The organism is Micromonospora sp. II, from assembly GCF_001709195.1.
GTDB lineage: Bacteria > Actinomycetota > Actinomycetes > Mycobacteriales > Micromonosporaceae > Micromonospora > Micromonospora chalcea.
Map to the genome: position 1 here is coordinate 20,236 of NZ_LYXF01000012.1, position 24,858 is coordinate 45,093.

The 24,858-nt window shown below is 73.2% G+C and carries 29 protein-coding genes and 1 riboswitch; of the genes, 17 read left to right on the forward strand and 12 right to left on the reverse strand.

All coding sequences use genetic code 11. The features are described 5' to 3' along the window. Positions 1-132 precede the first annotated feature (132 nt). The 7 genes from eccCa (at position 133) to A8711_RS07760 (ending at position 6,765) form a co-directional block, all read left to right on the forward strand. Entirely contained in the window at positions 133-4,098 is a 3,966-nt protein-coding gene (eccCa, locus tag A8711_RS07730) for a type VII secretion protein EccCa (RefSeq protein ID WP_069087833.1), read from the forward strand. A 73-nt stretch (positions 4,099-4,171) separates the two neighbouring features. Further along, positions 4,172-4,582 (forward strand): YbaB/EbfC family nucleoid-associated protein, encoded by a 411-nt coding sequence (locus A8711_RS07735; RefSeq protein ID WP_069087834.1) that lies wholly within the window; start codon positions 4,172-4,174, stop codon positions 4,580-4,582. Positions 4,583-4,598: 16 nt separating this feature from the next. Continuing rightward, on the forward strand, positions 4,599-4,892 hold the full coding sequence (locus A8711_RS07740; protein WP_043327083.1) for a hypothetical protein: 294 nt from the start codon (positions 4,599-4,601) through the stop codon (positions 4,890-4,892). 31 nt (positions 4,893-4,923) lie between these two features. Then, positions 4,924-5,652 carry a hypothetical protein gene (locus tag A8711_RS07745; protein ID WP_043327081.1) on the forward strand — a complete coding sequence of 243 codons (729 nt, stop codon included), beginning with the start codon at positions 4,924-4,926 and terminating at the stop codon, positions 5,650-5,652. A gap of 12 nt (positions 5,653-5,664) precedes the next feature. Then, positions 5,665-5,934, forward strand: coding sequence for a hypothetical protein (locus A8711_RS07750; protein ID WP_043327079.1), 270 nt, complete (start codon positions 5,665-5,667; stop codon positions 5,932-5,934). 212 nt (positions 5,935-6,146) lie between these two features. Next, the gene (locus A8711_RS07755) at positions 6,147-6,455 is read left to right on the forward strand and encodes a WXG100 family type VII secretion target (RefSeq protein WP_043327078.1); all 309 of its coding nucleotides are present in this window, start codon (positions 6,147-6,149) and stop codon (positions 6,453-6,455) included. A 28-nt stretch (positions 6,456-6,483) separates the two neighbouring features. Then, entirely contained in the window at positions 6,484-6,765 is a 282-nt protein-coding gene (locus A8711_RS07760) for a WXG100 family type VII secretion target (protein ID WP_043327076.1), read from the forward strand. Positions 6,766-6,877: 112 nt separating this feature from the next. On the opposite strand, the gene mycP is transcribed toward A8711_RS07760, so the two are convergent. Next, positions 6,878-8,116 (reverse strand): type VII secretion-associated serine protease mycosin, encoded by a 1,239-nt coding sequence (gene mycP, locus A8711_RS07765; RefSeq protein ID WP_233607771.1) that lies wholly within the window; start codon positions 8,114-8,116, stop codon positions 6,878-6,880. Positions 8,117-8,172: 56 nt separating this feature from the next. Further along, a complete protein-coding gene (locus tag A8711_RS07770) occupies positions 8,173-8,514 on the reverse strand; it encodes a MarR family winged helix-turn-helix transcriptional regulator (protein ID WP_043327074.1) in 342 nt (113 codons plus the stop codon). Between the two features lie 159 nt (positions 8,515-8,673). Here A8711_RS07770 and A8711_RS07775 point away from each other — a divergent pair, with 159 nt between their 5' ends. Further along, entirely contained in the window at positions 8,674-9,333 is a 660-nt protein-coding gene (locus A8711_RS07775) for a carbonic anhydrase (RefSeq protein WP_043327072.1), read from the forward strand. Between the two features lie 61 nt (positions 9,334-9,394). Here A8711_RS07775 and A8711_RS07780 read toward each other — a convergent pair whose 3' ends face one another. The 4 genes from A8711_RS07780 to A8711_RS07795 form a co-directional block, all read right to left on the reverse strand. Then, positions 9,395-10,420 (reverse strand): hypothetical protein, encoded by a 1,026-nt coding sequence (locus A8711_RS07780; protein ID WP_043327069.1) that lies wholly within the window; start codon positions 10,418-10,420, stop codon positions 9,395-9,397. 3 nt (positions 10,421-10,423) lie between these two features. Further along, positions 10,424-10,555: riboswitch (cyclic di-AMP (ydaO/yuaA leader) on the reverse strand. A gap of 154 nt (positions 10,556-10,709) precedes the next feature. Then, entirely contained in the window at positions 10,710-11,993 is a 1,284-nt protein-coding gene (locus A8711_RS07785) for a YibE/F family protein (protein WP_069087835.1), read from the reverse strand. A gap of 164 nt (positions 11,994-12,157) precedes the next feature. Then, positions 12,158-12,367, reverse strand: coding sequence for an SHOCT domain-containing protein (locus tag A8711_RS07790; RefSeq protein WP_043327065.1), 210 nt, complete (start codon positions 12,365-12,367; stop codon positions 12,158-12,160). 125 nt (positions 12,368-12,492) lie between these two features. Continuing rightward, complete coding sequence (locus A8711_RS07795; protein ID WP_013283780.1) at positions 12,493-12,792, reverse strand: metal-sensitive transcriptional regulator; 300 nt, start codon at positions 12,790-12,792, stop codon at positions 12,493-12,495. Between the two features lie 80 nt (positions 12,793-12,872). Here A8711_RS07795 and A8711_RS07800 point away from each other — a divergent pair, with 80 nt between their 5' ends. From A8711_RS07800 to A8711_RS07815, 4 genes are all read left to right on the forward strand, one after another. Next, positions 12,873-13,079, forward strand: coding sequence for a heavy-metal-associated domain-containing protein (locus tag A8711_RS07800; RefSeq protein ID WP_064448625.1), 207 nt, complete (start codon positions 12,873-12,875; stop codon positions 13,077-13,079). A 35-nt stretch (positions 13,080-13,114) separates the two neighbouring features. Continuing rightward, positions 13,115-14,071 carry a hypothetical protein gene (locus A8711_RS07805; RefSeq protein WP_043327063.1) on the forward strand — a complete coding sequence of 319 codons (957 nt, stop codon included), beginning with the start codon at positions 13,115-13,117 and terminating at the stop codon, positions 14,069-14,071. 17 nt (positions 14,072-14,088) lie between these two features. Continuing rightward, a complete protein-coding gene (locus tag A8711_RS07810) occupies positions 14,089-16,341 on the forward strand; it encodes a cation-translocating P-type ATPase (protein ID WP_069087836.1) in 2,253 nt (750 codons plus the stop codon). Between the two features lie 67 nt (positions 16,342-16,408). Continuing rightward, on the forward strand, positions 16,409-16,582 hold the full coding sequence (locus A8711_RS07815) for a CsbD family protein (RefSeq protein WP_043330702.1): 174 nt from the start codon (positions 16,409-16,411) through the stop codon (positions 16,580-16,582). Positions 16,583-16,646: 64 nt separating this feature from the next. Here the strand turns inward: A8711_RS07815 and A8711_RS07820 are convergent, their stop codons facing one another. From A8711_RS07820 to A8711_RS07830, 3 genes are all read right to left on the reverse strand, one after another. Further along, entirely contained in the window at positions 16,647-17,897 is a 1,251-nt protein-coding gene (locus tag A8711_RS07820) for an RNA polymerase sigma factor (protein WP_064448603.1), read from the reverse strand. Beyond that, positions 17,894-18,256, reverse strand: a complete 363-nt coding sequence (locus A8711_RS07825; RefSeq protein WP_205796229.1) for a YciI family protein — start codon at positions 18,254-18,256, stop codon at positions 17,894-17,896. Before A8711_RS07825 ends, A8711_RS07820 begins: the two co-directional genes overlap by 4 nt. A 99-nt stretch (positions 18,257-18,355) precedes the next feature. Further along, on the reverse strand, positions 18,356-19,546 hold the full coding sequence (locus A8711_RS07830) for a DUF2786 domain-containing protein (protein ID WP_069087837.1): 1,191 nt from the start codon (positions 19,544-19,546) through the stop codon (positions 18,356-18,358). Between the two features lie 138 nt (positions 19,547-19,684). Here A8711_RS07830 and A8711_RS07835 point away from each other — a divergent pair, with 138 nt between their 5' ends. Then, positions 19,685-20,527, forward strand: coding sequence for a DUF3152 domain-containing protein (locus A8711_RS07835; protein WP_051611270.1), 843 nt, complete (start codon positions 19,685-19,687; stop codon positions 20,525-20,527). A gap of 15 nt (positions 20,528-20,542) precedes the next feature. On the opposite strand, the gene A8711_RS07840 is transcribed toward A8711_RS07835, so the two are convergent. Beyond that, the gene (locus A8711_RS07840; protein WP_043327055.1) at positions 20,543-20,968 is read right to left on the reverse strand and encodes an ATP-binding protein; all 426 of its coding nucleotides are present in this window, start codon (positions 20,966-20,968) and stop codon (positions 20,543-20,545) included. Positions 20,969-21,006: 38 nt separating this feature from the next. After that, the gene (locus tag A8711_RS07845) at positions 21,007-21,762 is read right to left on the reverse strand and encodes a cyclopropane-fatty-acyl-phospholipid synthase family protein (protein WP_064448601.1); all 756 of its coding nucleotides are present in this window, start codon (positions 21,760-21,762) and stop codon (positions 21,007-21,009) included. Positions 21,763-21,846: 84 nt separating this feature from the next. Between A8711_RS07845 and A8711_RS07850 the strand changes: the two genes are divergently transcribed. Further along, positions 21,847-22,065: a hypothetical protein gene (locus A8711_RS07850; protein ID WP_030503492.1), complete on the forward strand. Its 219-nt coding sequence runs from the start codon at positions 21,847-21,849 to the stop codon at positions 22,063-22,065. Positions 22,066-22,077: 12 nt separating this feature from the next. On the opposite strand, the gene A8711_RS07855 is transcribed toward A8711_RS07850, so the two are convergent. Continuing rightward, on the reverse strand, positions 22,078-22,329 hold the full coding sequence (locus A8711_RS07855; protein ID WP_124778899.1) for a hypothetical protein: 252 nt from the start codon (positions 22,327-22,329) through the stop codon (positions 22,078-22,080). Positions 22,330-22,501: 172 nt separating this feature from the next. Between A8711_RS07855 and A8711_RS32740 the strand changes: the two genes are divergently transcribed. From A8711_RS32740 to kdpA, 3 genes are all read left to right on the forward strand, one after another. Then, a complete protein-coding gene (locus A8711_RS32740) occupies positions 22,502-22,921 on the forward strand; it encodes a hypothetical protein (RefSeq protein WP_223201253.1) in 420 nt (139 codons plus the stop codon). 184 nt (positions 22,922-23,105) lie between these two features. After that, complete coding sequence (gene kdpF / locus A8711_RS07865; protein ID WP_036343797.1) at positions 23,106-23,195, forward strand: K(+)-transporting ATPase subunit F; 90 nt, start codon at positions 23,106-23,108, stop codon at positions 23,193-23,195. Next, positions 23,195-24,850, forward strand: a complete 1,656-nt coding sequence (kdpA, locus tag A8711_RS07870) for a potassium-transporting ATPase subunit KdpA (RefSeq protein WP_069087839.1) — start codon at positions 23,195-23,197, stop codon at positions 24,848-24,850. Before kdpF ends, kdpA begins: the two co-directional genes overlap by 1 nt. Positions 24,851-24,858: the final 8 nt, after the last annotated feature.

Here is a 24,858-nt window from a genome sequence, read left to right on the forward strand (position 1 = left end):
CACGGCGTCGCCCCCACGGGTCCACGACGCCTCCGGGAGATTACCTACGATGGCGGTCGCACAGGTTGCCCACCCGACGCTCACCGGCGGTGGCAGACCACGATCAGGGCCGCTTCTGGGGAGGGGAGAGCCGTGAGTACGGTGGTGTTCCGCCGGCTTCCGCGTCAACCGGGGCCCGCGCTGCCGCGCGGCGAGGTGCTGCTGGAGTCCCCGCCCGAGTTGCCGRAGCCGAAGGCCAAGGGCATGGGGCAGGTGCTGATGATCCTGCCGATGCTCTGCGGCGTCGGCGCGATGGCCTTCCTCTACGCCGGCCGCGGCGGCGGCATGATGACGTACGTCGCGGGTGGCCTGTTCGGTGTGTCCATGTTGGGCATGGCCATCGGCACGCTCGGCAACGGCGGCAACGACAAGGCCGAGCTGAACGCGCAGCGGCGCGACTACATGCGCTACCTGGCGCAGATGCGCAAGCGCACCCGCCGGGCCGCCGAGCAGCAGCGCGCCGCGATGACCTGGCGGCACCCGGAGCCGGACGCGCTCTGGTCGATCGCCGCCTCCCGCCGGCTGTGGGAGCGGCGGATCACCGAGGACGACTTCGGCGAGGTGCGGATCGCGCTCGGCCCGCAGCGGCTGGCGGTGGAGATCGTGCCGCCGGAGACCAAGCCGGTGGAGGACCTGGAGCCGATGAGCGCGATCGCGCTGCGCCGGTTCGTCCGGGCCCACTCCAGCGTGCCGGATCTGCCGACCGCGTTGTCGCTGCGCGCGTTCAGCCGGATCGCGTTGCGCGGCGACCGGGAGCCGGTGCTCGACCTGGCCCGGGCCGCGCTGGGCCAGCTCGTCACGTTCCACGCCCCGGAGGACCTGCTGGTCGTCGTCGTGGCCGCGCCGGACCGGCAGCCGGTCTGGGACTGGGTGAAGTGGCTGCCGCACGCCCAGCACCCGGGGCGTACCGACGCGGCGGGCGCGCGCCGGATGGTGTTCGCCGCGCTGGACGAGGCGGAGACCGCGCTGGCCCAGGAGCTGGGCGGGCGGCCCCGGTTCGCGCCGGAGGCGAAGCCGCTGACCACCGCGCCGCACGTGGTGGTGGTGCTGGACGGCGGCGAGGTCTCGGCGACCTGCGCGCTGACCGGGCCGGGCCTGCTCGGCACCACGGTGGTCGACCTGTCCGGCACGGTGCCCCGCGACGCCGGGCGCTGGCTGCTCTGCCTGGACGCCGGCGACGGCACCGGCCTGGACCTGGTCCGCGGCACCGCCACGTCCCGGCTCGGCAGCCCGGACCGGCTGTCCCTGTCCGCCGCCGAGGGGCTGGCCCGGCAGATCGCCCCGTTCCGGCTCTCCCAGCAGCAGGGCGCGAGCACCGAGGAGCCGCTGGCCCGCAGCATGGAGCTGCCCGACCTGCTCGGTGTCGGCGACGCGGCCACCGTGGACGTCCGGCAGACCTGGCGGCCGCGCAGCCACCGCGACCGGCTGCGCATCCCGCTCGGCCTGGGCCCGGACGGCAACGTGGTCGAGCTGGACTTCAAGGAGTCCGCGCACGAGGGCATGGGCCCGCACGGCCTGGTGATCGGCGCGACCGGCTCCGGCAAGAGCGAACTGCTGCGTACGGTGGTCGCCGCGCTGGCCGTGACGCACTCCTCGGAGGAGCTGAACTTCGTCCTGGTCGACTTCAAGGGCGGTGCGACGTTCGCCTCGCTGGACGCGCTGCCGCACACCAGCGCGGTGATCACCAACCTCTCGGACGAGCTGCCGCTGGTGGACCGCATGCGGGACGCGCTGGCCGGTGAGATGAACCGCCGGCAGGAGGTGCTGCGGGCGGCCGGCAACTACGTCTCCCGTTACGACTACGAGAAGGCGCGGGCGGCCGGTGAGCCGCTGGAGCCGATGCCGAGCCTGCTGATCATCTGTGACGAGTTCTCCGAGCTGCTGGCCGCCAAGCCGGACTTCATCGACCTGTTCGTGATGATCGGCCGCCTCGGCCGGTCGCTCGGCGTGCACCTGCTGCTCGCCTCGCAGCGGCTGGAGGAGGGCAAGCTGCGCGGCCTGGACACGCACCTGTCGTACCGGATCGGCCTGCGCACGTTCTCGGCGGTGGAGAGCCGGATCGTGCTCGGCGTGCCGGACGCGTACGAGCTGCCCAGCGCGCCGGGTCACGGTTACCTGAAGACCGACACCGCCACGATGCTGCGGTTCCGTGCGGCGTACGTGTCCGGCCCGTACCAGGCGCCGGGGCAGGCGCAGCGCTCCACCCGGGCGCAGGTGCAGCGGCGGATCGTCCCGTACGGCATCGACTACGTACCGGCGCCGGCGCTGCCGAGTCCGGCGGAGGCCACGCCGGAGCCGGAGCAGTCGGGCGACGGCAAGGCGGTGGCCATGCTGGACGTGCTGATCGACCAGCTCAAGGGCCGCGGCAAGCCGGCACACCAGGTCTGGCTGCCGCCGCTGGCCGAGCCGTCCGGGCTGGCCGAGCTGCTGCCGAAGCTGAGCGTGCACCCGACGTACGGCCTGACCACCGCCGACTGGCCGGGCCGCGGCCGGCTCGCCGTGCCGGTCGGCATCGTGGACCGCCCGTACGAGCAGCGCCGCGACCCGATGATGGTCGACCTGGCCGGGGCCGGCGGCAACGTGGTGATCGTCGGCGCGTCGCTGAGCGGCAAGAGCACGATGTTGCGCTCGATGCTGGCCTCGCTGGCGCTCACCCACACGCCGCGCGAGGTGCAGTTCTTCTGCCTCGACTTCGGTGGTGGCGCGCTGCGCAGCCTGGACGGGCTGCCGCACACCTCGGGCGTGGCGGGGCGGCGGGACACCGAGGCGGTCCGGCGGACGGTCGCCGAGGTGGTCGCGGTGATCGACGAGCGGGAGAACCGGTTCACCCAGCACGGCATCGACTCGGTGGCCAGCTACCGGCGCCGCCGCGCGGCCGGTGAGTTCGCCGACGACCCGTTCGGTGACGTCTTCCTCGTGGTGGACGGCTGGAACACGCTGCGCCAGGAGTACGAGGAGCTGGAGCAGACCATCACCAACCTGGCCAACCGGGGCCTCGGCTTCGGCGTCCACGTGGTGATCACGGCGGTGCGCTGGGCGGAGATCCGGATCAACATGCGGGACCTGCTCGGCACCAAGCTGGAGCTGCGGCTCGGTGACCCGTCGGAGTCGGAGATCGACCGGCGGGCCGCGCAGAACGTGCCGGTCGGCGCGCCGGGTCGCGGCCTGACCCGGGACAAGCTGCACTTCCTGACCGCGATCTCGCGGATCGACGGCAAGCGCGACATCGAGGACCTGACCGAGGCGTCGGTGGCGCTGGCCGGGCACGTCGCGGCGAACTGGCCGGGCCGTCCGGCGCCGAAGGTCCGGCTGCTGCCGCGCAAGCTGGCGGTCACCGAGCTGGCGAAGGTGGTCGACCGGTCCGTCCCGGGCATCCCGATCGGCGTCAACGAGTCGGCGCTCGCCCCGGTCCACCTGGACCTGGCGAGCGAGCCGCACCTGACCGTGTTCGGCGACGCCGAGTGCGGCAAGACGAACCTGCTGCGGCTGATCGCCCGGGGGATCGCCGAGCGGTACACCCCGGCCCAGGCGCGGCTGGTCATCGCCGACTACCGGCGCGGCCTGCTCGGCGCGGTCGAGGGGGACCACCTGCTCGACTACGCGCCGTCGAACCAGGTGTTCAGCCAGGGTCTCGGCTCGATCCGCAGCGCGTTGCAGAACCGGCTGCCCGGCCCGGACGTGACCACCGCGCAGCTGCGCGACCGGAGCTGGTGGAAGGGGCCGGACCTCTACATCCTGGTGGACGACTACGACCTGGTCGCCTCCGGCGGCAGCAATCCGCTCAGCGCGCTGCACGAGCTGCTGCCGCAGGCGCGGGACATCGGCCTGCACCTGATCGTCACGCGGCGGGTCGGTGGTGTGGCCCGGGCGCTGTACGAGCCGGTGCTGCAGCGGCTGCGTGAGCTGGACTCGCCGGGACTGCTCATGTCCGGCAGCCGGGAGGAGGGCGCGGTCTTCGGCAACCTGCGGCCGACCCCGCAGCCGCCGGGCCGGGGCACGCTGGTGCGCCGCCGCGACGGCCAGCAGCTGATCCAGACCGCCTGGACGGAACCGGTCTGACGGGACGGACGGCGGGCGTCACTTCCGGTAGCGTCGGCCCGATCGATCGTCGCGATTACGGGGAGAGCCGGAGTTGAGCAGCCCGTCGGGTATCGGTGGAGCCCTGGAGGGCCTGTTGCGGCAGGCGCAGGAGCAGCAGCGGCGGCTGGCCGAGCTCCAGCGGCAGCGTGCGGAGCTGCGGGTCACCGGGGAGAGCCCGGACGGGCTGGTGCGGGTGACCGTGGACGGCGACATGAAGGTCGGCGGCATCGAGCTGAACGCGCGGGCCATGCGGCTGGACAGCTTCTCCCTGGCCGAGTCGATGCAGGCCGCGATCGACGCGGCCTACGCCGCCTTCGAGGAGCGGCAGCGGGAGATGCTGGGCGAGATGCTCGGCGACTCCGAGACGGTCCGCCGGGCGCAGGACGGCACGCTGACCCCGGAGGACTGGTTCCGTCAGTTCGGGGTGGATCTGTCCGACCCGACCCGCAATCTGCGGCGCTGAGCGAGAGGGGACGACGATGCCGAACACCGTCGACGTCGACGCGATCCGGAAGGCGAGCCGGATGCTCGACGCCCCGGACGGGCCGATCCAGTACCTGCGCAACGTCGAGGCGCTGCTGGCCGAGGTCAAGCTGCCCGGCGGCGCGCTGAGCTGGTTCGGCACCGGGGCGGTGGAGCGGCACAACGCGGCCGTGGACGGGCACCTCGACAACGTCCGCACCGGCGCGGAGCATCTGCGCAAGGCCGCCGCGCAGCTCGAACAGAGCGCGCAGAACTGGGAGAAGTCGGATCAGCCCTGGGTGGTCAAGTGACCGGCCGGGCCCGCCGGGGGAAGGACGCCTGATGCCACCGGAGATCCTCATCGCCAACGCCTCGGGGACGGTGACCGGCTCGGTGTCGGTCGCCCAGACCACGGCGCCGGTGCGGTCGGCCGCGGCCATCGCCCGGGGCAACCTGGTCTGGATCGCCGCCTCGGCGGCGCTGATCGGCACCATCCTCTACCTGGAGTCCTTCGACAACCAGCAGGTGAACGAGTCCATCAAGAAGTGGGACGAGGCGGCCCGCCTGCTCGGCGCGGACCAGTTCGGCGCGGCGATGGCGGCGGTCCCGCCGGAGGCGTCGGAGTGGGACTTCGACGACCGGGACGCGTTCGACCAGTTCATGCGCAAGCTCGGCGCGGAGATCAACTCGCTGGCCGAGGCGTTCGCCGCCAACCGGGACACGCTCACCGCGGCCCGGGACGCGTACAACGACGCGGTGTCCGGCCTGGCGCAGGCGCTCATGCCGATCCTGGTCGCGGTGATCGCCTCGATCGCGCTCCAGTTCTTCCCCGCGACCACCGCGCTGGCCCAGGCCATCGGCATCGCCGGCCTGGCCGCCACCGCCGCGATCCTGGTCCTGGTCTTCGGCGAGATCAGCGCGTTGCTGCACGCGCTGATGGCCGCGTTCCACACGGACAGCCGGTTCACGTTCACCGCGGACTCCCGGCCCGGCTGGGCGCCCGCCGGCTCCGACCCGGACATCAAGGACATCAAGATCGACTGGGTTCGGGACTCCGCGTTCTACAGGTGACGGGAGCGGGGCATGGACACTCTGATCTTCGTACTGTTCCTGTACGTCCTGCTGACCATTCCGGTCTTCGTGCTCCTGATGCTGTTCGCCGTGCTGACCCGCTCGGCGCGGCTGCGGCGGGCCGCCGAGGTGGTCTCGCTGAGCGCCTGCGCGGCGCTGCTGGTGCTGACGTTCGAGCGCGCGTTCGAGAAGCCGCTGCTGTGGATCGTGGTGGTACTGCTGGTCGCGGTGCTGGCCTTCGGTGTGTCGACGATCGTCAAAGCCGCACGTGAGCGGCCCTGACCTCGGGACGGACCGTCCAACTCGTACGGACAGCGCCGGATCGCCTTGCCGATTCCGGGCTGTCGGAGTACGTCGATGGGCCGGCAGGGCTGCGCGGGTTGGACATCGTCCGCTACGGTTCGGATGAAGTGTCCGTCGGTGGGGTGTGTTCGCCTTGCCGCGGGGGAGGGCGCGGCGGAACCGCCGCCACAAAAGACGGAAGGGTGTGAAGCATGGCGTTCGAGGTCAGTGCAGCGACTCTGCACACCGCCGCGAGTGACGTGCGGTCCACGCGCAGCGAGGTTGACGGTGAGCTCAAGAAGCTGTGGAACGTGGTCGACGACCTCGCGATGGCCTGGAAGGGCCAGGCGTCCACGGGCTTCCAGAGCCTGATGACTCGCTGGACCGAGGACACGAACAAGCTGCTGACCGCGATGGACAACATCGCGGACCTGCTCGACAAGTCGGGCACCACGCACCAGGTCAACGACGAAGAGCAGCAGCAGATGCTGGACAAGTTCCACGCTGCTCTCAACCCGTGATCCGCGAAGACAGGCAGAGGAGGAATCGATGAGCATCAAGGTTGACTACGCTGTTCTGGAGAGCAGCAACCAGCAGATGCAGGCCATCTCGCGGATCATCGACGAGAAGCTGGACACGCTGCGGGCGATGCTGACCAAGCTCGAGTGGGAGGGCCAGGACCGGGCCGCCTACCAGCAGCACCAGGCCCAGTGGGACGCCGCCGTGCGGGACATCAACAAGGTCCTGAACGAGATCGGCGGCGCGGTGGGCATCGCGCGCGAGAACTACATGACCACGGAGATGAGCAACTCCAAGGTCTGGGGCAGCTGACCCCCGACCGGTCCACGACGGCTCCGCTCCGGCTCGTGCCGGGCGGAGCCGTCGTGTATTCCGGCCCTGTCTCGTGTATTTCCGGCCCGGCCGTGCTGCGCGAGGCGGCCGGTCAGGCGTCCTGCGGGACGTCCCGCCGGCCGGGGCGCCATCCGCGTCGCCGGCCGCGGGTCAGGATCGGCCGCAGCGTCAGCAGGACCCCGGCGAGCAGCCCGCCGACGACGGCGACCCAGATCGCGACGGTGCGCTGCCAGGCCAGCGGATCGGTGGGCGGCGCCGGCGGCGGCATGGCGCCCAGCGGCGGGTCCGTGCGGGTGCCGAGCAGGCTGGTCACCGCCCGGTAGGGGTTGACCATCCCGTAGCCGACGTCGGCGTTGTGCCCGTCGGGCGGGTTGTCGGCGGTGCGGGTCAGCCGGTAGGCGACCTCGTCGGCGCTGATGTCGGGGTGCGCGGCCCGCACCAGCGCGGCGACACCGGAGACGTACGCGGTGGCGAAGCTCGTGCCGCCCTGCGGCTCGGCCCGGTAGCCGGACCCCTGCGGCGCGGGCCCGAGGATGTTCAGCCCGGGGCCGGCGATGTCCACATAGTCCCCGCTGACCGAGCTGCCGACGTGGCCGCCCTGCTCGTCCACACCGGCGACGGCGATGACCCCCGGGTACGCCGCCGGATAGGCCGGCCGGTCCTCCCGGTTCTCCTGCCGGTTGCCGGCGGAGGCGACGACCACCACGTCCTTGCCGAGCGCGTACTGCACCGCCGATTTCAGCTGCGGGTCGTCGAGCGTGACCAGGGACAGGTTGATCACGTCGGCGTCGTTGTCGACCGCCCAGCGGATCGCCTTGCCGATCTCGCCCGGCACGTCCGGGTCGAAGTTCTCCTTGTTCTCGGCCAGCACGCGCAGCGGCAGGATGCGGGCCTCCGGCGCGATGCCGGTGTACGGCGAGCCGGTGCCCTCCCGCCCGGCGATGATGCCGGCCACCATGGTGCCGTGCCCGACCAGGTCACACTGGCCCTGAAGCCGGACGAGCTGGTTGAAGTCCTCGCCGGGGAGCACCCGCCCGCGCAGCAGGGGATGCGACGGTGAGACCCCGGAGTCGATCACGGCGACGGTGATCCCCGCGCCCTTGCCGACCCGCCACGCGGAGGCCGGGTCGAGGCGGCTCAGCGCCCACGGCGTCTCGGTGGGCGCGGGGCCGCCGGTCGGCCCGCACTTCGGGGCGGCCACGGCGGGCGCGGGCACCGCCAGCGCGCCGCCGAGCAGAGCGGCTGCCGCCGCTGCCGAGAGGACGGTCCGGATCGGGTGTCCGGCCCGGGCGCGCCCTTTTGTCGCGCCCGGCCGCAAGCTGTCGCGCACGCGGTGAGATTACCGTCGCGCCGGCCCGCGCGGGCGCACGCGGTCGCGGGAACCGGTCACCGGTCGGCGGTGACGTCCCCGGCCGGCTCGGCGGCGAAGAGGGCCAGCAGGGCGCCGACCTGCTGGTCGGCCTCCGCCGGGTGCCGGAAGCGTCCCTTCGGGTTGATCGTGTACTCGTTGCGCCGCCCCACGCGGGTGCGCCGCAGGTATCCCCCGGCTTCCAGGTCGGCGACGATGGCCTGGGCCGCCCGCTCGGTGACGCCCACCTCGTCGGCCACGTCCCGCAGCCGCGCCGTGGGGTTGCGCGCGATCGCCAGCAGCACATGTCCGTGATTGGTGAGGAAGGTCCAGTTGCGGCGGCTCCCGTCCTCACCTGGTGTCGTCGCCATGGTGGCCATGCTATGGCCATCGACGCTGCCGACCCGAATCGGACGCGGGCAGGCACGGGAAAGTATGAAATGCGTATCACGAATCTTGACGTGCCCCTGACGCCGTGTGACCGTGAAGTCGCGAGGCCGTCCGGCCTGGTCGTTCCGCAGGTAGACGAGGTGAGGCAGATGACGCCGAGAAGCCCGGAGCAGGCGCTCGCCGAGCTGCGTGCCGGCAACCACCGGTTCGTCACCGGTGTGCCGCAGCATCCGAATCAGGACGCCGGGCACCGGGCGGCGGTGGCCGACGGCCAGCACCCCTTCGCGGTGATCGTCGGCTGCTCCGACTCGCGGCTCGCCGCGGAGATCATCTTCGATCGAGGTCTCGGTGACCTCTTCGTGGTGCGTACCGCCGGGCACACCGCCGGGCCCGAGGTGCTCGGCAGCGTCGAGTACGCGGTCACCGTGCTGGGCACGCCGCTCGTGGTGGTGCTCGGGCACGACTCCTGCGGCGCGGTCCAGGCCGCCCGGGAGGGGGTCCGGACCGGCGCCGCTCCGGCCGGGCACCTGGGAGCGGTGGTGGACGCGGTCTCGCCCAGCCTGCTGCGCGCCGCCCGGCAGGGCATCGACGACCTCGACGGCATCATCGACGTCCACATCGCGCAGACCGTGGAGACGCTGCTGGCCCGGTCCTCCGTGCTGGCCGAGCGGGTCGCGGCGGGCCGGTGCACGGTGGCGGGGATGTCGTACCGGCTCTCCGGCGGCGAGGTGCGGACAGTGGCGCAGGTCCCGGCGTCACTGCCCGCTCCCTCGTCGCCGGCGGACGCGGACGCGGCGCTGGCCGGCTGACCGGAGCGCCGGACGACGAAGGGGCCGCCCACGGGGGCGGCCCCTTCTTGCTGCGTCCAGGTCAGAGCATCGACATGTGGACGTGGTCGGTGTGGTTCGACGGCCCGCTGTACGACCTCCAGCCGGTGGCCGGGAACCAGATCTGCCGGTTCCAGATCACGTAGTAGATGCCCAGCCGGTCGGCGTTGCGGATGAGGAAGGCGGCCACGTCGTTGCCGTACTTGCGGGTGTCGTTGTTGTGCCAGGGTGAGAAGCCGCTGTTCTGCAGCGACCAGTCGCACGCCTTGCCCTTGGGGTGCTCCCACGGCCCGCCCGGCCGGTAACAGCCCACGAAGCGCGTGTAGCCGGCGCGCCGGACCTCCTTGTAGGCGTGCAGCGTCCGCGGCGTGATGCAGCCCGAGGTGGTCGGGTCGTTCTCGCTGCACGACTCGGCCTTCCAGCCGCCGTCGGCGGTGCGGCCGGGGCCGATCTTGGCGACCGGTGAGGTGGCGTCGACCAGGCCGCCGGTGAAGCCGAGGCCGCCGACGAGCTTGAGGGCGCGTTCGGCCTGCACCTTCTCGCGCTCCATCGCGTTCTTCTGCTTCTCCTGCTCGCGCACCTCGGCGTCGAGCGCGATCTTGGCCGTCTCGGCGCGGTTCTTGACCGCGTTGATGGCGGCCAGGCGCTGCGCGTTGAGGAGGTTCAGCTCGTCCAGGGCGTTGACGCGGCGGACGAACGAGTCGGGCGAGTTGCTCTCCAGCAGCATCGCCATCGCGCCCATCCGGCCGGTCCGGTAGGACTGGGCGGCGAGCTGGTTGACCTGCGGGCTGAGCGCCTCGAGTTCGGCCTGTGCCGCCTGTACCTCGGCGGCCAGCCGCCGCTGGCGGTCCTGCGACTTGGCCAGCTTCGCCTTCGCCTGGAGGAAGTTCCGGTTGGCGCTGTCGATCGCCTCGGTGATGAGCGGTGGTTCGCCGTCCTCCTCGTGCCCGGACGGCTTCGGGGCCGCCGCGGCGGGGGCCGCCGTCGCCGAGTTCGGCCCGGCCAGCACTGCCAGCGAGGCCAGCACGGCCACCAGGGGTGTCAGCCAGCGGCGCAGGGGTGGCGTCACAGTGTTCCCTTCCGTCGGCCGCCGACCGGGTTAGCTGACGGGTTCGGGACGGAAGTGGCCCCTACCGCTCGCGCGGATTCACCCCATGTACCTGGTTCCCCGGCTCGCCCGCAGGCGATTGGGCGGCGGCACCGCTGGCGCCGGTGCGCGCCTTCGGCGGTGACCGGCAGCGAGGTTACCCGACAGCACTCCTGCGGATCTACGTCCGGAAGCCGACCAATAGCGAGATTTCGCCGTGGCGCACCGTGACCAGCGTCGCGTTTGAAATCGATGGTCACCGTGCGGAGTGTCACCATGTCGCCTCCGTACTCTTTCCGCCGCCGAGCGCCTCCAGCGCGTCGTCGCGTCCGGTCGGCGGACGGGGCGGCGGGGGTACGGGCGACGCCGGCTCCGGACCGGGCGCGCGCCGTCCGGCGGTGGTCACGATCGCGGCCAGTGCGGTCGTCAGCGGTACGGCGGCGATCAGGCCGAGCGTGGCCACCGCGCTGCGGACGATCTCCTGGGCGAGGAACTCGCTGGTGAGGATCTGGCTCACCGGGCGGGAGTCGGCGACCAGCAGGAGCAGCAGTGGCAGCGACGCGCCCGCGTACGCCAGCACGATGGTGTTGACGGTGGACGCGATGTGGGCCCGGCCGACGCGGGTCGCCGCCCGGTAGAGCTGCCGCCGGGACAGCCCCGGGTTGGCGTGCGCGAGTTCGGTGACGGTGGCCGCCTGGGTGACGGTGACGTCGTCCAGCACGCCCAGCGAGCCGATGATGATGCCCGCCAGCAGCAGTCCGTGCAGGTCCACGTCGCCCTGGAACATGGACAGCGTGGTGGCGTCCTCGCTGCCGAAGCCGGTCAGGTGGGTGGCGGACGTGGCGAGCAGGCCGAGCACGCCGGTGACCACCAGGCTGCCGAGCGTGCCGAGCACCGCCACCGACGTCTGCGCGGTGATCCCGTGCGTCAGGTAGAGCACCACGAACATGATCAACGCGGCGCCCACGATCGCCACCAGCAGCGGCGGCTGGCCGCCACCGATGCCGGGCAGCACGAAGCCGAGCAGGATGGCGAAGCTGGCCGCCAGGCCGCCGAGCGCGGCGAGCCCGCGCCAGCGGCCGAACGCCACGATCGCGGCGGCGAAGAGCACCAGCAGCCAGATCAGCGGTGTGCCGCGCTGGTGCTCGGCGATGTTGTAGGACTTCACCGAAGGATCGGCCGGGTCGATCAGCTCGACCAGGACGATCTTGTCGCCGACCTCGACCCGTGGCGCGCCCGGTCCGGCCGGGAGCGGCGTCTCGACCTGCCGTCCCGCGTCCGGGCCCTGCTCGGCGGCGACGGTCGCGGTGCCGCAGGGGCCGCCCGCGCCCTCCGGGGCCTCCGGCGTCGGCGGGCAGGGTTCGGTGACCACCCGGGTCACGGTGCCGTGGTAGCGGGGGACGTCCGCGCCGCCGACCGGCTCCCGGTCCTGCCGGGGCCAGAGCACCAGCGCGGCGATCACGGTGAGCGCGAACAGCGGCACCACCACGGCGACGAGCAGCCGTCGTACGCCCGGTGGCGTGGGCGGTGCGGGGCGGGTGTGGTCGGCACCCAAGGCGTCTCTCCCAACGGTCGCGGCGACGCCTGGTCCGCCGGACCGGTCTGGTCACCGGGCCGGCGCGGACGTGTCGACCACGTCCGGGTCGTCGCCCCGACATGGTAGGCAGCCCGGCTGGGTGCTCCCGGACACCGTGACCGGTGACGCGCGCCCCGCGCGGGTCAGGCCAGTCCGGCCCGGCGTCGCCGGTACTCGTCCTCGTCGATCTCGCCGCGGGCGTACCGCTCGTCGAGGATGCGCCGGGCCGCCGTCGGCCCGGACCGCTGCGGGCCGGTCCACCGCACGGCCAGCCAGAGGAGCCCTGCCAGCACCGCCAGCACCGCCAGGGACCAGATCCACATCCAGCCCATCATCGGGCTCTGCCACATCATCGGGCCGCCCTCCGTCCGTCACCGCGGGTCCGCCGGGGCCGGCCTGCCCGCCACTTCGACGGTACGGCCGCACGGGCGCGTCGGCGCGGGTCGATGTGCCCTGCTCGGAGGGGCGGAGGTCCCGTTCAGCCGCGCTTCATCAGGCGGCCGACGGCGGCCATCATCTCGGTCGCCATCTCGTCGGCCCGGCCCTCGGCGGCGCCCTCGTGCATGCAGTGCCGCGCGTGCCCGTCGAGCAGGCCGAGGCCGACCTTGTCCAGCGCCGCCTGGATGGCCGAGATCTGGGTCAGCACGTCGATGCAGTAACGGTCGTCCTCGACCATCTTCTCGATGCCACGGACCTGACCCTCGATCCGGCGGAGCCGGGCGAGGAGCTGGTCCTTGCTGGCGGTGTAGCCCCGGGTCGGGCTGGACGGAGCGGTCATGAGAACGAGGATAGCGTACCCCTCGGGGGTATGCTAACGTTCCGGCTGTACCCCCAGGGGGTATGAGATCGGAGGGCGACATGGAGAGCACCTACCAGGTGAGCGGCATGACCTGCGGCCACTGCGTCAACTCGGTGAGCACCGAGCTGAGCGCGCTTCCGGGCGTCACCGGCGTCCAGGTCGACCTGGCCACCGGCCGGGTCACCGTCACCAGTCAGAACCCGCTGGACACGGACGCCGTCCGCGCGGCGGTCGACGAGGCCGGCTACGACCTCGTCGGTGCGTGACGGGTCCACGGGACCCGCAGAACCGAGGAGAAACCATGAACACGGCGACGAAGCTCAGCGGCTTCGCGCTCGGCCTCGTGGCGGTCTTCGGCGCGGCGTACGGGATCGGCAACCTGGCCGATCCCGTCGCCCCGGCCGCCGAGACCCGCCACGACGACAGCGGCAGCGACCACGGGACCGGCGACACCGGTCACGGTGACGAGAACGGCGCCGACGCGCACCTGCCCGGCGGGCTGCTCGTCTCCGAAGGCGGCTACACGCTCCAGCCCGCCACCGCGCCGGCCGGGCAGTTCGCCTTCCGGATCACCGGCCCGGACGGCACGCCGGTCACCCGCTTCGAGGTGGCCCACGACAAGCGCATGCACCTGATCGTCGCGCGCCGGGACCTGTCCGGCTTCCGGCACGTCCACCCGGAGATGGCCGGCGACGGCACCTGGCGGGTCGCCTCCCCGCTCGACGGCCCCGGGGTGTGGCGGGCGTTCGCCGACTTCACGCCCGAAGGCGGCGAGCCGCTGACCCTCGGCCTGGACGTCACGGTCCCCGGCGAGCTGGCCGCCCGGCCGCTGCCGGCGCCGGTGACCAGCACCACCGTCGACGGCTACACAGTCACCCTGACCGGCACGCCGGAGCCGGGCCGGACCAGCCGGCTCACGCTCTCCGTCAGCCGCGACGGGCGACCGGTCACCGACCTTCAGCCCTACCTCGGCGCGTACGGGCACCTGGTGGCGCTGCGGCAGGGCGACCTGGCGTACCTGCACGTGCACCCGGAGGGCACACCCGGCGACGGGCGCACGCCGGCCGGTCCGGCGATCACGTTCGCCGCCGAGGTGCCCTCGGCCGGGGCGTACCGTCTCTACCTGGACTTCCGGCACGGCGACGCGGTGCACACCGCCGAATTCACCGTCCTGGCCGGCGACCCGACCGCGCCGGTATCCACCACCGCACCGACCCCGGACGCCGGACACGGCACGCCGGGGCACGGGCACAGTTGAGCGCCGGAGGTGCCGCGATGACTGCCACGGGAAAGACGCTGCCCACCGCGCCGAACCTGATCGAACTGGCGATCGGCGGGATGACCTGCGCGTCCTGTGCCGCCCGGATCGAGAAGAAGCTCAACCGGATGGACGGCGTCGAGGCGACAGTGAACTACGCCACCGAGAAGGCCACCGTCCGGTACGCCGACGACATCGCGCCGGCCGACCTGATCGCCACCGTCGAGAAGACCGGTTACACCGCCGTGGTGCCGCCCCCGCCCGAGCAGGCGGCCGCAGCGGCCGGGGAGCCGGCGGACGAGCTGCGCGTCGCGCGTACCCGGCTCTGGGTCTCCGCCGTGCTCACGCTGCCGGTGATCGCGCTCGCCATGGTCCCGGCCTGGCAGTTCGACTACTGGCAGTGGGCCTCGCTCACGCTGGCCGCCCCCGTGGTGGTCTGGGGCGGGCTGCCGTTCCACCGCGCCGCGCTGGTCAACCTGCGGCACGGCGCGGCGACCATGGACACGCTCGTCTCGCTGGGCACGCTCGCCGCGTTCGGCTGGTCGCTCTGGGCGCTGTTCCTCGGCGACGCCGGCATGCCCGGGATGAAGCACCCGTTCAGCCTCGACATCACCCGGGGCGACGGCGCCGGCAACATCTACCTGGAGGCCGCCGCCGGGGTGACGGTGTTCATCCTGGCCGGGCGGTACTTCGAGGCCCGCTCCAAGCGCACCGCCGGGGCGGCGCTGCGCGCCCTGCTCGAACTCGGGGCCAAGGACGTCGCGGTGCTGCGCGGCGGCCAGGAGGTCCGGGTCCCGGTCGACCGGCTCGCGGTCGGCGACCGGTTCGTGGTCCGGCCCGGCGAGAAGATCGCCACCGACGGCGTGGTCGAGGAGGGCACCTCGGCCGTCGACGCCAGCATGCTCACCGGCGAGTCGGTGCCGGTGGAGGTGGGGACGGGCGACACCGTGACCGGCGCGACTGTGAACGCCGGTGGCCGGCTGGTCGTCCGGGCCACCCGGGTCGGCGGCGACACCCAGCTCGCCCAGATGGCACGGCTCGTGGAGCAGGCGCAGACCGGCAAGGCGGCCGTGCAGCGGCTCGCCGACCGGATCTCCGGCGTCTTCGTGCCGATCGTGATCGCGCTGGCCGCCGGCACGCTCGGCTGGTGGCTCGGCACCGGCTCCGGTACGACCGCCGCGTTCACCGCCGCGGTGGCCGTGCTGATCATCGCCTGCCCGTGCGCGCTCGGCCTGGCCACGCCGACCGCGCTGCTCGTCGGCACCGGACGCGGCGCGCAGCTCGGGGTGCTGATCAAGGGGCCGGAGATGCTGGAGTCCACCCGCCGGGTCGACACCGTGGTGCTGGACAAGACCGGCACCGTCACCACCGGCCGGATGGCGCTGGCCGAGGTGCTGCCCGCCGACGGCGAGGACGCCGACGAACTGCTCCGGGTGGCCGGCGCGCTGGAGGCCGCCTCCGAGCACCCGATCGCGCGGGCCGTCGCCGAGGCCGCGGCCGAAGCCGGACCGCTGCCGCCGGTCGGCGGGTTCGCCAACGCCGAAGGGCTGGGCGTGACCGGCACCGTGGACGGCCGGACCGTGGTGGTCGGCCGGGCACGGCTGCTGCGTGAGCGGGGTCTCGACGTACCCGAGGAGATCGCGCGGGCCGCGACCGGCGCGGAGGCCGCCGGCCGGACGGCGATCCTGGCCGGCTGGGACGGGCGGGCCCGGGGCGTGCTCGCGGTGGCCGACGCGGTGAAGCCGACCAGCCGGACGGCCGTCGCGCGGCTGCGCGAACTGGGGCTCACCCCGGTGCTGCTCACCGGCGACAACGCCACGGTGGCGAAGGCGGTGGCCGCCGAGGTCGGCATCGACGAGGTGATCGCGGAGGTGCTGCCCGCCGAGAAGGTCGCGGTGGTCGAGCGGCTGCAGGGCGAGGGCCGGGTGGTCGCGATGGTCGGCGACGGGGTCAACGACGCCGCCGCGCTGGCCCGGGCCGACCTCGGGCTGGCCATGGGCACCGGCACCGACGCGGCCATCGAGGCCGCCGACCTGACGCTGGTCCGGGGTGACCTGACCGCCGCCGCGGACGCCATCCGGCTCTCCCGGCGAACGCTGGCGATCATCAAGGGAAACCTGTTCTGGGCGTTCGCCTACAACGTCGCGGCGCTGCCGCTGGCGGCCGCCGGGCTGCTCAACCCGATGCTCGCCGGGGCGGCGATGGCCTTCTCGTCGGTCTTCGTGGTGGGTAACAGCCTGCGGCTGCGGCGCTTCCGCCCGATCGGGTGAGGGGATTGGGCGGGCGGTCGACGGGGTAACCAGTTGTCGTCAGGCAATCGCATCAGTGGAGGTCATCATGGGTCTCGACGACAAGATCGACAACACGTCGCAGGACGTCTCCGGCAAGGTCAAGGAGGGCGTCGGCCGCGCCACGGACAACGAGCGCCTGGAGGCCGAGGGCCGCAACGACCAGGCCGGCGCCAAGCTCAAGCAGGCCGCCGAGAAGATCAAGGACGCCTTCAAGAGCTGACGTACGCGACGCACACCCACCGGGTCGGCCCACGGGCCGGCCCGGCGTGCTGTCCGGGCGCGGATCAGCGCGGCCCGTCACCGGCCAGGCGGGCGGCGCGGGCCTGCAGGTACCGCCGTTCCGGCAGGCTCGTGGTGGCCCGGGCGGCGGCCAGGTACGCGGCCCGCGCGTCCGCCCGGTCCCCGGCCAGGTCGAGCAGATGCGCGCGGACAGCGGTGAGCCGGTGGTGGCCGGCGGTCCGGCCGTCGGCGTCGAGCGGCTCCAGCAGCGCGAGCCCGGCGCGCGGGCCGTCCACCATGGCCACCGCGACCGCCTGGTTCAGCGTGACCATCGGGTTCGGCGCGAGGTGGGCCAGCACCCGGTAGAGCGAGACGATCTGCGGCCAGTCGGTGGTCCCGGCGGTGGGTGCCTCCGCGTGCACCGCCGCGATGGCCGCCTGCACCTGGTACGGGCCCGGCGACGACCAGGTCAGCGCCTCGGTCACCAGCGCCACCCCCTCCTCGATCGCAGCCCGGTCCCACCGGCCGCGGTCCTGCTCGGCCAGCGGCACCAGCTCGCCGTCCGGCCCGGTCCGCGCCGCCCGGTGCGCGTCGGTGAGCAGCATCAGCGCCAGCAGCCCGGCCACCTCGCCGTCGTCCGGGAGCAGCCGGCGCAGCTCCCGGGCCAGCCGGATCGCCTCGGCGGTCAGCTCCGCCCGGTGCAGCGCCTCGCCGCTCGACGCCGCGTACCCCTCGTTGAAGACCAGGTAGAGCACGCGCAGCACCGCGCCCAGCCGCTCGTCCCGGTCGGCCGGCGAGGGCAGCGTGAAACGCGCGCCGGCCGCCTCGATCCGCTGCTTCGCGCGCCGGATCCGCTGGCTCATGGTCGCCTCCGGCACCAGGTACGCGCGGGCGATCTCGGCGGTGCTCAACCCGCCCACCGCACGCAGCGTGAGCGCCACCTGCGCGCTGACCGGCAGCGCCGGATGACAGCAGAGGAACAGCAGCCTCAGCGTGTCGTCCCCGCCGGGCGGCTCCTCGTCGGCGGGCGGCGCGACAGTCGCGTACGCGGGCTGCCGGACCGCCACCGCGACCTCGCGTGCCCGGCGGGCGTGCTCACCGCGCCACTCGTCGGTGAGCCGGCGGGTGGCGACGGTGACCAGCCACGCTCGGGGATGGTCCGGCAGGCCCTGCTCCGGCCACTGGACGGCGGCAGCCAGCAGCGCCTCCTGGACCGCGTCCTCGCAGGCGTAGAACTGGCCGTGCCGGCGCACGAGCACGCCGAGGACCTGCGGCGCGAGCGTGCGCAGCAGGTCCTCGACCGCAGGTGAGGTCACATCTCCGTCCCGGCCTGCTCCATCACCGCTCGCACCTCCAGCACGCCGAAACCGTGCCGCACGTCCGGCCAGCGCGCGGCGATCTCGGCAGCCCGCTCCGGGGTCTCGCAGTCGACGGTCAGGTAACCCGCGAACTGCTCCTTGCTCTCCACGAACGGCCCGTCGGTGATCTCGGTGCCGCCACCGGCGGCCGGACGGGCCGTACGGGCCTGCGACGGGTGCGCCAGCGCCTCACCGCCGACCAGCTCACCGGACTCGGACAGCTCCTTCATGATCTCGTCGACCTCGCCGAAGATCGCGTTGCGTTCCGCCTCGGACAGCTCCTCCACGAAGCCGGGCCGGTTCCAGATCAGCAGCATGTACTTCACCGTGCACTCCTCGGGTTCGGGCCACCGTCGGTGGCGCCTCGCAGACGGGTCGGAGCCGGTCCGCCCGAACCGACATCATCGGCCAGGAAGTCAGCGAGAACCGCGCACCGGGCGGCGCGCCGGGCGGCCCGGATCGAGCGAGGCGCGGTCGGCCGCGCTGGTGCCGGAGACCCAGCCCTGTTCGTCGCGCACCTGGAGCCGGTGCCRCGTGGTGCCGGGAAAGAGCTGGTCGACCCGCTCCCGGACGGCGTCCGAGCGGGCCGCGAGCACCGGCAGCAGTCGGTCGTCGTCGCTCTGTCCGGCCGCCGCCGCGCTGGCTTCCCGCAGCCGGTCGCCGATCCGCAGCGCGAACGCGTTGAGGAACGACTCGTCGTAGCCCTTGGTGCGCCGCCCGCCTGCCTTTCCGCGCTCGCGCCGGCCGCGCAGCATCGCGGCGGTGGCCTGCACCAGCAGCGAGGTGTGCAGCAACTCCACCGCCGCCAGGTCGGCCGGGAAGCCGAGCACTGTGGCGAAGCCCAGGTCGTCGGACCAGACCGACTCGCACCGGTTCGCCGCCGCCACCTCCTGGACCAGCAGCGCCTTCGCCGCCGCGTACGGGGCGTCGACCCCGATCCGGACGCCGCCCGGACCGCCGGAGCGCTCGGCGGCGGCGTCGAGCAGCGCCGCGTCGATGCTGTGCCGGGCCATCAACTCCTGCGCCTTGGCGGTGAACGCCTCCGCCTCGGCCGGGTAGGCGGTCGACTCGGCCTTGGCGAGCAGCGCGCGTACCCGGTCGAGCATCCGGGAGCCGCTCGGCGTCGCGGCGGCGAGTGCGGTGCCCGCCGAGCCGGGCGGCGGCCGGAGCGCCGCGATCGGCGGCAGCCCCGCCACCAGGACGAGCGCGTCGACCGCGTCGCGCAACGTGGTGATCCGGTCGCCGTCGGCGCGCCGGTCCAGCCAGCCCGCGTCGCCGTCCCAGGTCGCGCCCAGGTCGGTGAGCTGTGCGTCGAACCACTCCGGGACCGGCGCGGGCAGCGTGCGCCGCTGCGCGGCCATGGCGTCGCGCAGCAGGCGGGCACCGCGCGGGGTCAGCCGCCGGGTGGCGAGCCGGTCCAGGTCGGCGGGCTGCCAGCCGCGTGGCCAGAGCCGGCCCACGTCCCGGGTCAGCCGGGCCAGCAGCGCCGCGTCCACCGCCGCGCCGTCGGCCACCACCAGCCCGTCGAGGGCCCGCTCGGCGGCGCGTACGTCGGTGCCGCGCGCCGTCGCGACGGCGTCGTCGAGCAGTCGGTCGGCTGGTGACACGGGTGGCTCTCCCTGAACTCCGGCAGGCGGCCTCTCGCTCACCCCGGCACCGACGGTACCCGGCCGGCCCGTTCAACCGTCCGGGGCTGCCGTCCGTACTCCTGCCCGAGCGCGTGGGGGCGACGGACGGAGATCGACGTGGGCGGGTACGACCGAGGGCTGCACCGGCGACGGCGGAGGCCGCGATCACTGCGCATCCTGGCGGTGGTACTGGTCGGGGCCGCGCTCGCCGCCGGCGGGTACGCCGCCCGGCACCCGGACCTGCTGGACCGCGTGGACGTGCGGCGGACCGTGCAGGCGGCGGCACCGACCCCGCCGGACGCGCGTCCCGCGCCGACGACGGTGCCGACGCCGGTCCCGGCGGCCGGGCGGGTGGTACCCGGCATCGTCTACCCGACCCGGGGCGGCGGCACCTTCCGCACCGCCGACACCGTCGGCGCGGTGGCCGGGCGCTCCGGCGAGCTGCTGCGCTACCGGGTCGCCGTCGAGGACGGCATCCGCAACGTGGACGTGGAACGCTTCGCCAGTGAGGTGGCGGCGACGCTCGCCGACCGGCGGGGCTGGACCGGCGACGGCCGGTGGCGGCTGCAACGGGTGGGCCGCGACGACCGGGCCGACTTCACCGTGCTGCTCACCACGCCGGTGACCCGGGGACGGCTCTGCGGCGACCCGAGCGACACCTACACGTCCTGCCGCAACGGCGACCGGGTGGTGATCAACGTGGCCCGCTGGGTGTACGGGGTGCCGCACGTGGCCGACCTCTCCCGCTACCGGGAGTACCTGCTCAACCACGAGGTCGGCCACCGGCTGGGCCGGGGACACGAGCTGTGCCCCCGGGCCGGCGGTCCGGCGCCGGTGATGGTGCAGCAGACGCTCGGGCTGCACGGGTGCACGCCGAACCCGTGGCCGATCGTGGGCGCCGAACCGCTCACCGGACCGCCCGGCCAGTACGACGACCCCGTCCCGGCCGGCGACCGCTGAACCGGCGGCGGGCCGTCAGCGGGAGAACGCGGCCCAGATGTTCTTGGTGGCGTCGGTGGCGTACCAGCCGACGTCGAGCGAGACCGACTGGGCGAGGAACAGCCCTCGCCCGCCCGAGTCGGTCGGGCTGATGTCGGTCAGCTCCGGCACCGAGCTGACGTCGTGGTCGGCGACGTCCAGCAGGAACCGGTCGTCGGTGGCGAGCAGCGTGACGATGGTCGGCGGCCGTCCGTGCCGCAGCGCGTTGCTGGCCAGCTCGGTGGCGACCAGCACGACCAGGTGCGGCACCTCGTCCAGGTCCTCGCCCTGCACCAGCCCGTGCCGGTTCAGCGCGTCCCGCAGCGAGGCGCGCAGACCGCGTAGATCCTCGGGACTGTCCAGCACCCATTGCTCCAGCTCAGTGGCCTCCGGCGGCGGAGGCGAGGTGCGCAACTGTCCCATGATCTGTCTTTACCCTGCGTAGCCGTTCGTTAAGCAGCTCACCGGCGCAGCAGCGCGAACACTCCCCACCCCAGGTACTCGCGCTGGAAACGGACGTATCGCAGCGGATCCTCGGTCAGCTCCCGGCGCAGCTCCGGAGCCAGTTCGTCGTCCGGATTGGCGTCCAGCCAGCGACGCAGGTTCAGCCAGTGCGCGGCGGCGTACCGGTCCCAGCTGTCCTGGTCGGCGAGGACCATCTCGACCAGGTCCCAGCCGCACTCGCCGAAGAGCCGGACCAGACCGGGCAGATCCTGGAACTCGTCCCGGGACCGGGCGTGCGACCCGGTGACGGCCTCCTCGTCCGGCGGGTCACGCCGCCAGTAGGGCTCCCCGACGAGCGCCATGCCGCCCGGCCGCAGCGCCCGGCCGAGCAGCTCCAGCGTGCCCGGCACCCCGTCGCCGATCCAGGTGGCGCCGACGCAGGCGGCCACGTCGACCGGCCGCTCCGGCGAGTACGCAGCCGCGTCGCCGTGCACGAAACGTACCCGGTCGGTGACGCCGAGTTCGGCGGCGCGTTCCCGGGCGGCGGCGGTGAAGGCGCTGCTGATGTCGACGCCGGTGCCGGTGATCCCGTGGTCGCGGGCCCAGGTGCAGAGCAGCTCGCCCTTGCCGCTGCACAGATCGAGCAGCTCGTCACCGGGGCGCAGCCGGATCGCGCGGCCCAGCGTGGCCAGCTTGACGTCGTCGAACGGGTTGAGGATCCGCAGGTCGCCCTCGCGGATGGTGAACTGGCGCGGCAGGTCCGGTGCTGTCATCCGGGGAGCGTCCCGCCGTACGGCCGGCGGTGGCAACCAATTTGCGTCTGTGCTGCTCCGGGTCTCCTGCGGTACGGTCACGGCATGGTGGTCGAGGAACACTGGTGGAACGGCGTCAGCAACCCTCGCGGACGGCGCGACGTCTACATCCGCACCGACGGAAGCCAGTGGCAGGTCCAGGCGCAGATCGGTGGGGCCAGCGGCCGGTCCCGCATCCAGCAGTGCCCGAGCCGCGGCTCGGCGAGCATCCTCGCCGGGGCGTGGCGGGCGAGCGGCTCCGGCTGGCGGGCGATGCCCCGCTGACCGCGCGCTCAGTCACGAGGCCCGTGCACCGCGCGATCGACGGGTGGCCCGGCGGCGTGAAACCGTCGTGAAACCGCGCTGATCCCGCCGGCCGTCACGGGCTCCGCGACGCCTCGCACCACCCTGCTCGCAGTCGTCGAGCACCCGCAGCACCGCCTTCACGTCCACCTGCGCGTCGGTGAGCGGCAGCCGGTAACCGGTGGCGGTCCGGACGATCAGGTCGGCGCCCAGCTCGTCCGACAGCTCTGTCAGTTCGGTGGTCACCGGGCCAGCGTAGGCGGCGGACCGGCCCGTCACGGTCCCCGCGCCGGGCGGTCCGTGAAGGCGGCGTGAAAAGTCCCGGCCCGCCCGTACCGGATCCGTCAAAGCCGTCGACCGTGCCCACCCGGCCCGGCTGGTATGGCCCGCGAAGGACGTACCGACGCGGGAGGCGGACATGGGACGAGAACGGGCGGACGGGTGCACCGGGTTCCGGGTGGCCGCCGGCGCCGTCGTGGTGGTCGGCGCGGCGCTGGTGGCGGCCGGGGTGTTCACACCCGACGAGCGGCCCGGGCGGGTCCTGGTGATGGCGGGCGTCGTCGGGGCGTACGCCGCTGTGGTGGCCGATCTGCGCGCGGTCGCGGCGGTGGCCGCGCTGGGTGCGGCGGTCTTCGTCGGGTTCCTCGCCCACCGCTACGGCGAGCTGACCGGCCCGGGTGACGCCTGGTCCCAGGCCGTGCCGATCGGGTTCGCCGCGGTGCTCGGCACCGGCTACCGGCACCTCCGGTCGATCGGGGCCGAGGCCCGTCCGGTGACCCGGATCACCGCCCACGGAGGCGGCGTGAAAAGCGCGTCAAGAAACCGCCGTCGCGCGTGATGGTCGCGTCAAGACCCCTGTCGGTCCGGCGGATACGGCGTTGTGATTGCCCGGCGCGGCCGGGAGGCGGTCGCGAGGACATCTTCCGCTAGGAGAGATCAGCCGTGTCTGACGTGCTGTTCGTGTTGCTGACGGTGGGGCTGTTCGCGGCTCTCGCCCTCGTGGTGAGGGGCGTGGAGAAGCTGTGAGCGCCGTCAACGCCGTCGGCCTGGTGCTGGCGATCGGGTTGGGCGTGTTCCTGGTCGTCGCCCTGCTGTTCCCGGAGCGCTTCTGATGAGCATGACCACAGCCGGCGTGCTCTTCGTCCTGTCGCTGGTGGTGGCGCTGGTCGCCGTGCACCGGCCGTTCGGCGACCACATGTACCGCGTGGTGGCCGGAACCCGGTCGTCCCGCGTCGAGCGGGGGATCTACCGCCTGGTCGGGGTCGACCCGGCCGCCGAGCAGACCTGGGGCGTGTACGCCCGCTCGGTGCTGGCCTTCTCGGCCGTCTCCCTGCTGTTCCTGTACGCGTTCCAGCGGCTGCAGAACCACCTGTGGCTCTCGCTGGGTTTCGACCCGGTGGTGCCGCACGGCGCCTGGAACACCGCTGTGTCGTTCGTGACCAACACGAACTGGCAGTGGTACTCGGGCGAGTCGACGATGGGCCACCTGGTCCAGATGGCCGGGCTGGCGGTGCAGAACTTCGTCTCGGCCGCCGTCGGCATCGCCGTGGCGGTGGCGCTGGTCCGGGGCTTCGCCCGTAGCCGCACCGGCGAGCTGGGCAACTTCTGGGTCGACCTGACCCGGGTCACGCTGCGGATCCTGCTGCCGATCGCGGTGCTCGGCGCGCTCGCGCTGATGCTCGGCGGCGTGGTGCAGAACCTCTCCGGCGGCACCGACGTGACCACGCTGACCGGCGGCGCCCAGACCGTCACCGGCGGACCGGTGGCGAGCCAGGAGGTCATCAAGGAGCTGGGCACCAACGGCGGCGGCTTCTACAACGTCAACAGCTCCCACCCGTTCGAGAACCCGACCGCGTGGACGAACTGGCTGGAGATCTTCCTGATCCTGGTGATCCCGTTCAGCCTGCCCCGGGTCTTCGGCCGGATGGTGGGGCAGAAGCGGCAGGGCTACGCGATCGTCGCCGTGATGGCGATCCTGGCGCTCGCCAGCATCACGTTGACCAACGTCTTCGAGCTGACCGGCGACGGCACGGTGCCGCAGGCGGTCGGCGCGGCGATGGAGGGCAAGGAGGTGCGCTTCGACGTGTCGAATTCGGCCACGTTCGCGGCGGCCACCACGCTCACCTCGACCGGCGCCGTCAACTCGTTCCACGACTCGTACACCGCGCTGGGCGGCATGATGACGCTGGGCAACATGATGCTCGGCGAGGTCGCGCCCGGCGGCGTCGGCGCGGGCCTGTACGGGCTGCTGATCCTCGCGGTGATCACGGTGTTCGTGGCCGGGCTGATGGTCGGGCGCACCCCGGAGTACCTGGGCAAGAAGATCGGCTCGCGCGAGATCAAGTTCGCCTCGATGTACTTCCTGATCACCCCGGCGCTGGTGCTCACCGGCACCGCCGCAGCGTTCGCCACCGGCAACGCCTCGACAGCGCTGAACGTCGGGCCGCACGGGCTGTCCGAAGTGCTCTACGCGTTCACCTCGGCCAGCAACAACAACGGCTCCGCGTTCGCCGGCATCACCRTTAACACGCCGTGGTGGAACACCGCGCTCGGGCTCTGCATGCTGCTCGGCCGGTTCCTGCCGATCATCTTCGTGCTCGCGCTGGCCGGCTCGCTGGCCCGCCAGCAACCCACACCCGCCTCCGAGGGCACCCTGCCGACCCACCGGCCGCTGTTCGTCGGCATGGTCGTCGGCGTCACGGTGGTCCTCGTCGCGCTCACCTTCCTTCCCGCGCTCGCGCTCGGCCCGCTGGCCGAAGGGCTGTGACCACCATG

What these genes read in the sequence shown, in the direction of transcription:
- A8711_RS07825 (WP_205796229.1), bottom strand. Translation starts at nt 18,256, where the DNA reads ATGCTGCTGATCTGGAACCGGCCCGGCTTCGTGGAGGAGCTGTCCGAG.
- A8711_RS07750 (WP_043327079.1), top strand. Translation starts at nt 5,665, where the DNA reads ATGGACACTCTGATCTTCGTACTGTTCCTGTACGTCCTGCTGACCATT.
- A8711_RS07800 (WP_064448625.1), top strand. Translation starts at nt 12,873, where the DNA reads ATGGAGAGCACCTACCAGGTGAGCGGCATGACCTGCGGCCACTGCGTC.
- A8711_RS07740 (WP_043327083.1), top strand. Translation starts at nt 4,599, where the DNA reads ATGCCGAACACCGTCGACGTCGACGCGATCCGGAAGGCGAGCCGGATG.
- A8711_RS07790 (WP_043327065.1), bottom strand. Translation starts at nt 12,367, where the DNA reads ATGATGTGGCAGAGCCCGATGATGGGCTGGATGTGGATCTGGTCCCTG.
- A8711_RS07845 (WP_064448601.1), bottom strand. Translation starts at nt 21,762, where the DNA reads ATGACAGCACCGGACCTGCCGCGCCAGTTCACCATCCGCGAGGGCGAC.
- A8711_RS07840 (WP_043327055.1), bottom strand. Translation starts at nt 20,968, where the DNA reads ATGGGACAGTTGCGCACCTCGCCTCCGCCGCCGGAGGCCACTGAGCTG.
- A8711_RS07755 (WP_043327078.1), top strand. Translation starts at nt 6,147, where the DNA reads ATGGCGTTCGAGGTCAGTGCAGCGACTCTGCACACCGCCGCGAGTGAC.
- A8711_RS07760 (WP_043327076.1), top strand. Translation starts at nt 6,484, where the DNA reads ATGAGCATCAAGGTTGACTACGCTGTTCTGGAGAGCAGCAACCAGCAG.
- A8711_RS07770 (WP_043327074.1), bottom strand. Translation starts at nt 8,514, where the DNA reads ATGGCCACCATGGCGACGACACCAGGTGAGGACGGGAGCCGCCGCAAC.
- A8711_RS07745 (WP_043327081.1), top strand. Translation starts at nt 4,924, where the DNA reads ATGCCACCGGAGATCCTCATCGCCAACGCCTCGGGGACGGTGACCGGC.
- A8711_RS32740 (WP_223201253.1), top strand. Translation starts at nt 22,502, where the DNA reads ATGGGACGAGAACGGGCGGACGGGTGCACCGGGTTCCGGGTGGCCGCC.
- A8711_RS07850 (WP_030503492.1), top strand. Translation starts at nt 21,847, where the DNA reads ATGGTGGTCGAGGAACACTGGTGGAACGGCGTCAGCAACCCTCGCGGA.
- A8711_RS07805 (WP_043327063.1), top strand. Translation starts at nt 13,115, where the DNA reads ATGAACACGGCGACGAAGCTCAGCGGCTTCGCGCTCGGCCTCGTGGCG.
- A8711_RS07815 (WP_043330702.1), top strand. Translation starts at nt 16,409, where the DNA reads ATGGGTCTCGACGACAAGATCGACAACACGTCGCAGGACGTCTCCGGC.
- A8711_RS07795 (WP_013283780.1), bottom strand. Translation starts at nt 12,792, where the DNA reads ATGACCGCTCCGTCCAGCCCGACCCGGGGCTACACCGCCAGCAAGGAC.
- A8711_RS07810 (WP_069087836.1), top strand. Translation starts at nt 14,089, where the DNA reads ATGACTGCCACGGGAAAGACGCTGCCCACCGCGCCGAACCTGATCGAA.
- A8711_RS07775 (WP_043327072.1), top strand. Translation starts at nt 8,674, where the DNA reads ATGACGCCGAGAAGCCCGGAGCAGGCGCTCGCCGAGCTGCGTGCCGGC.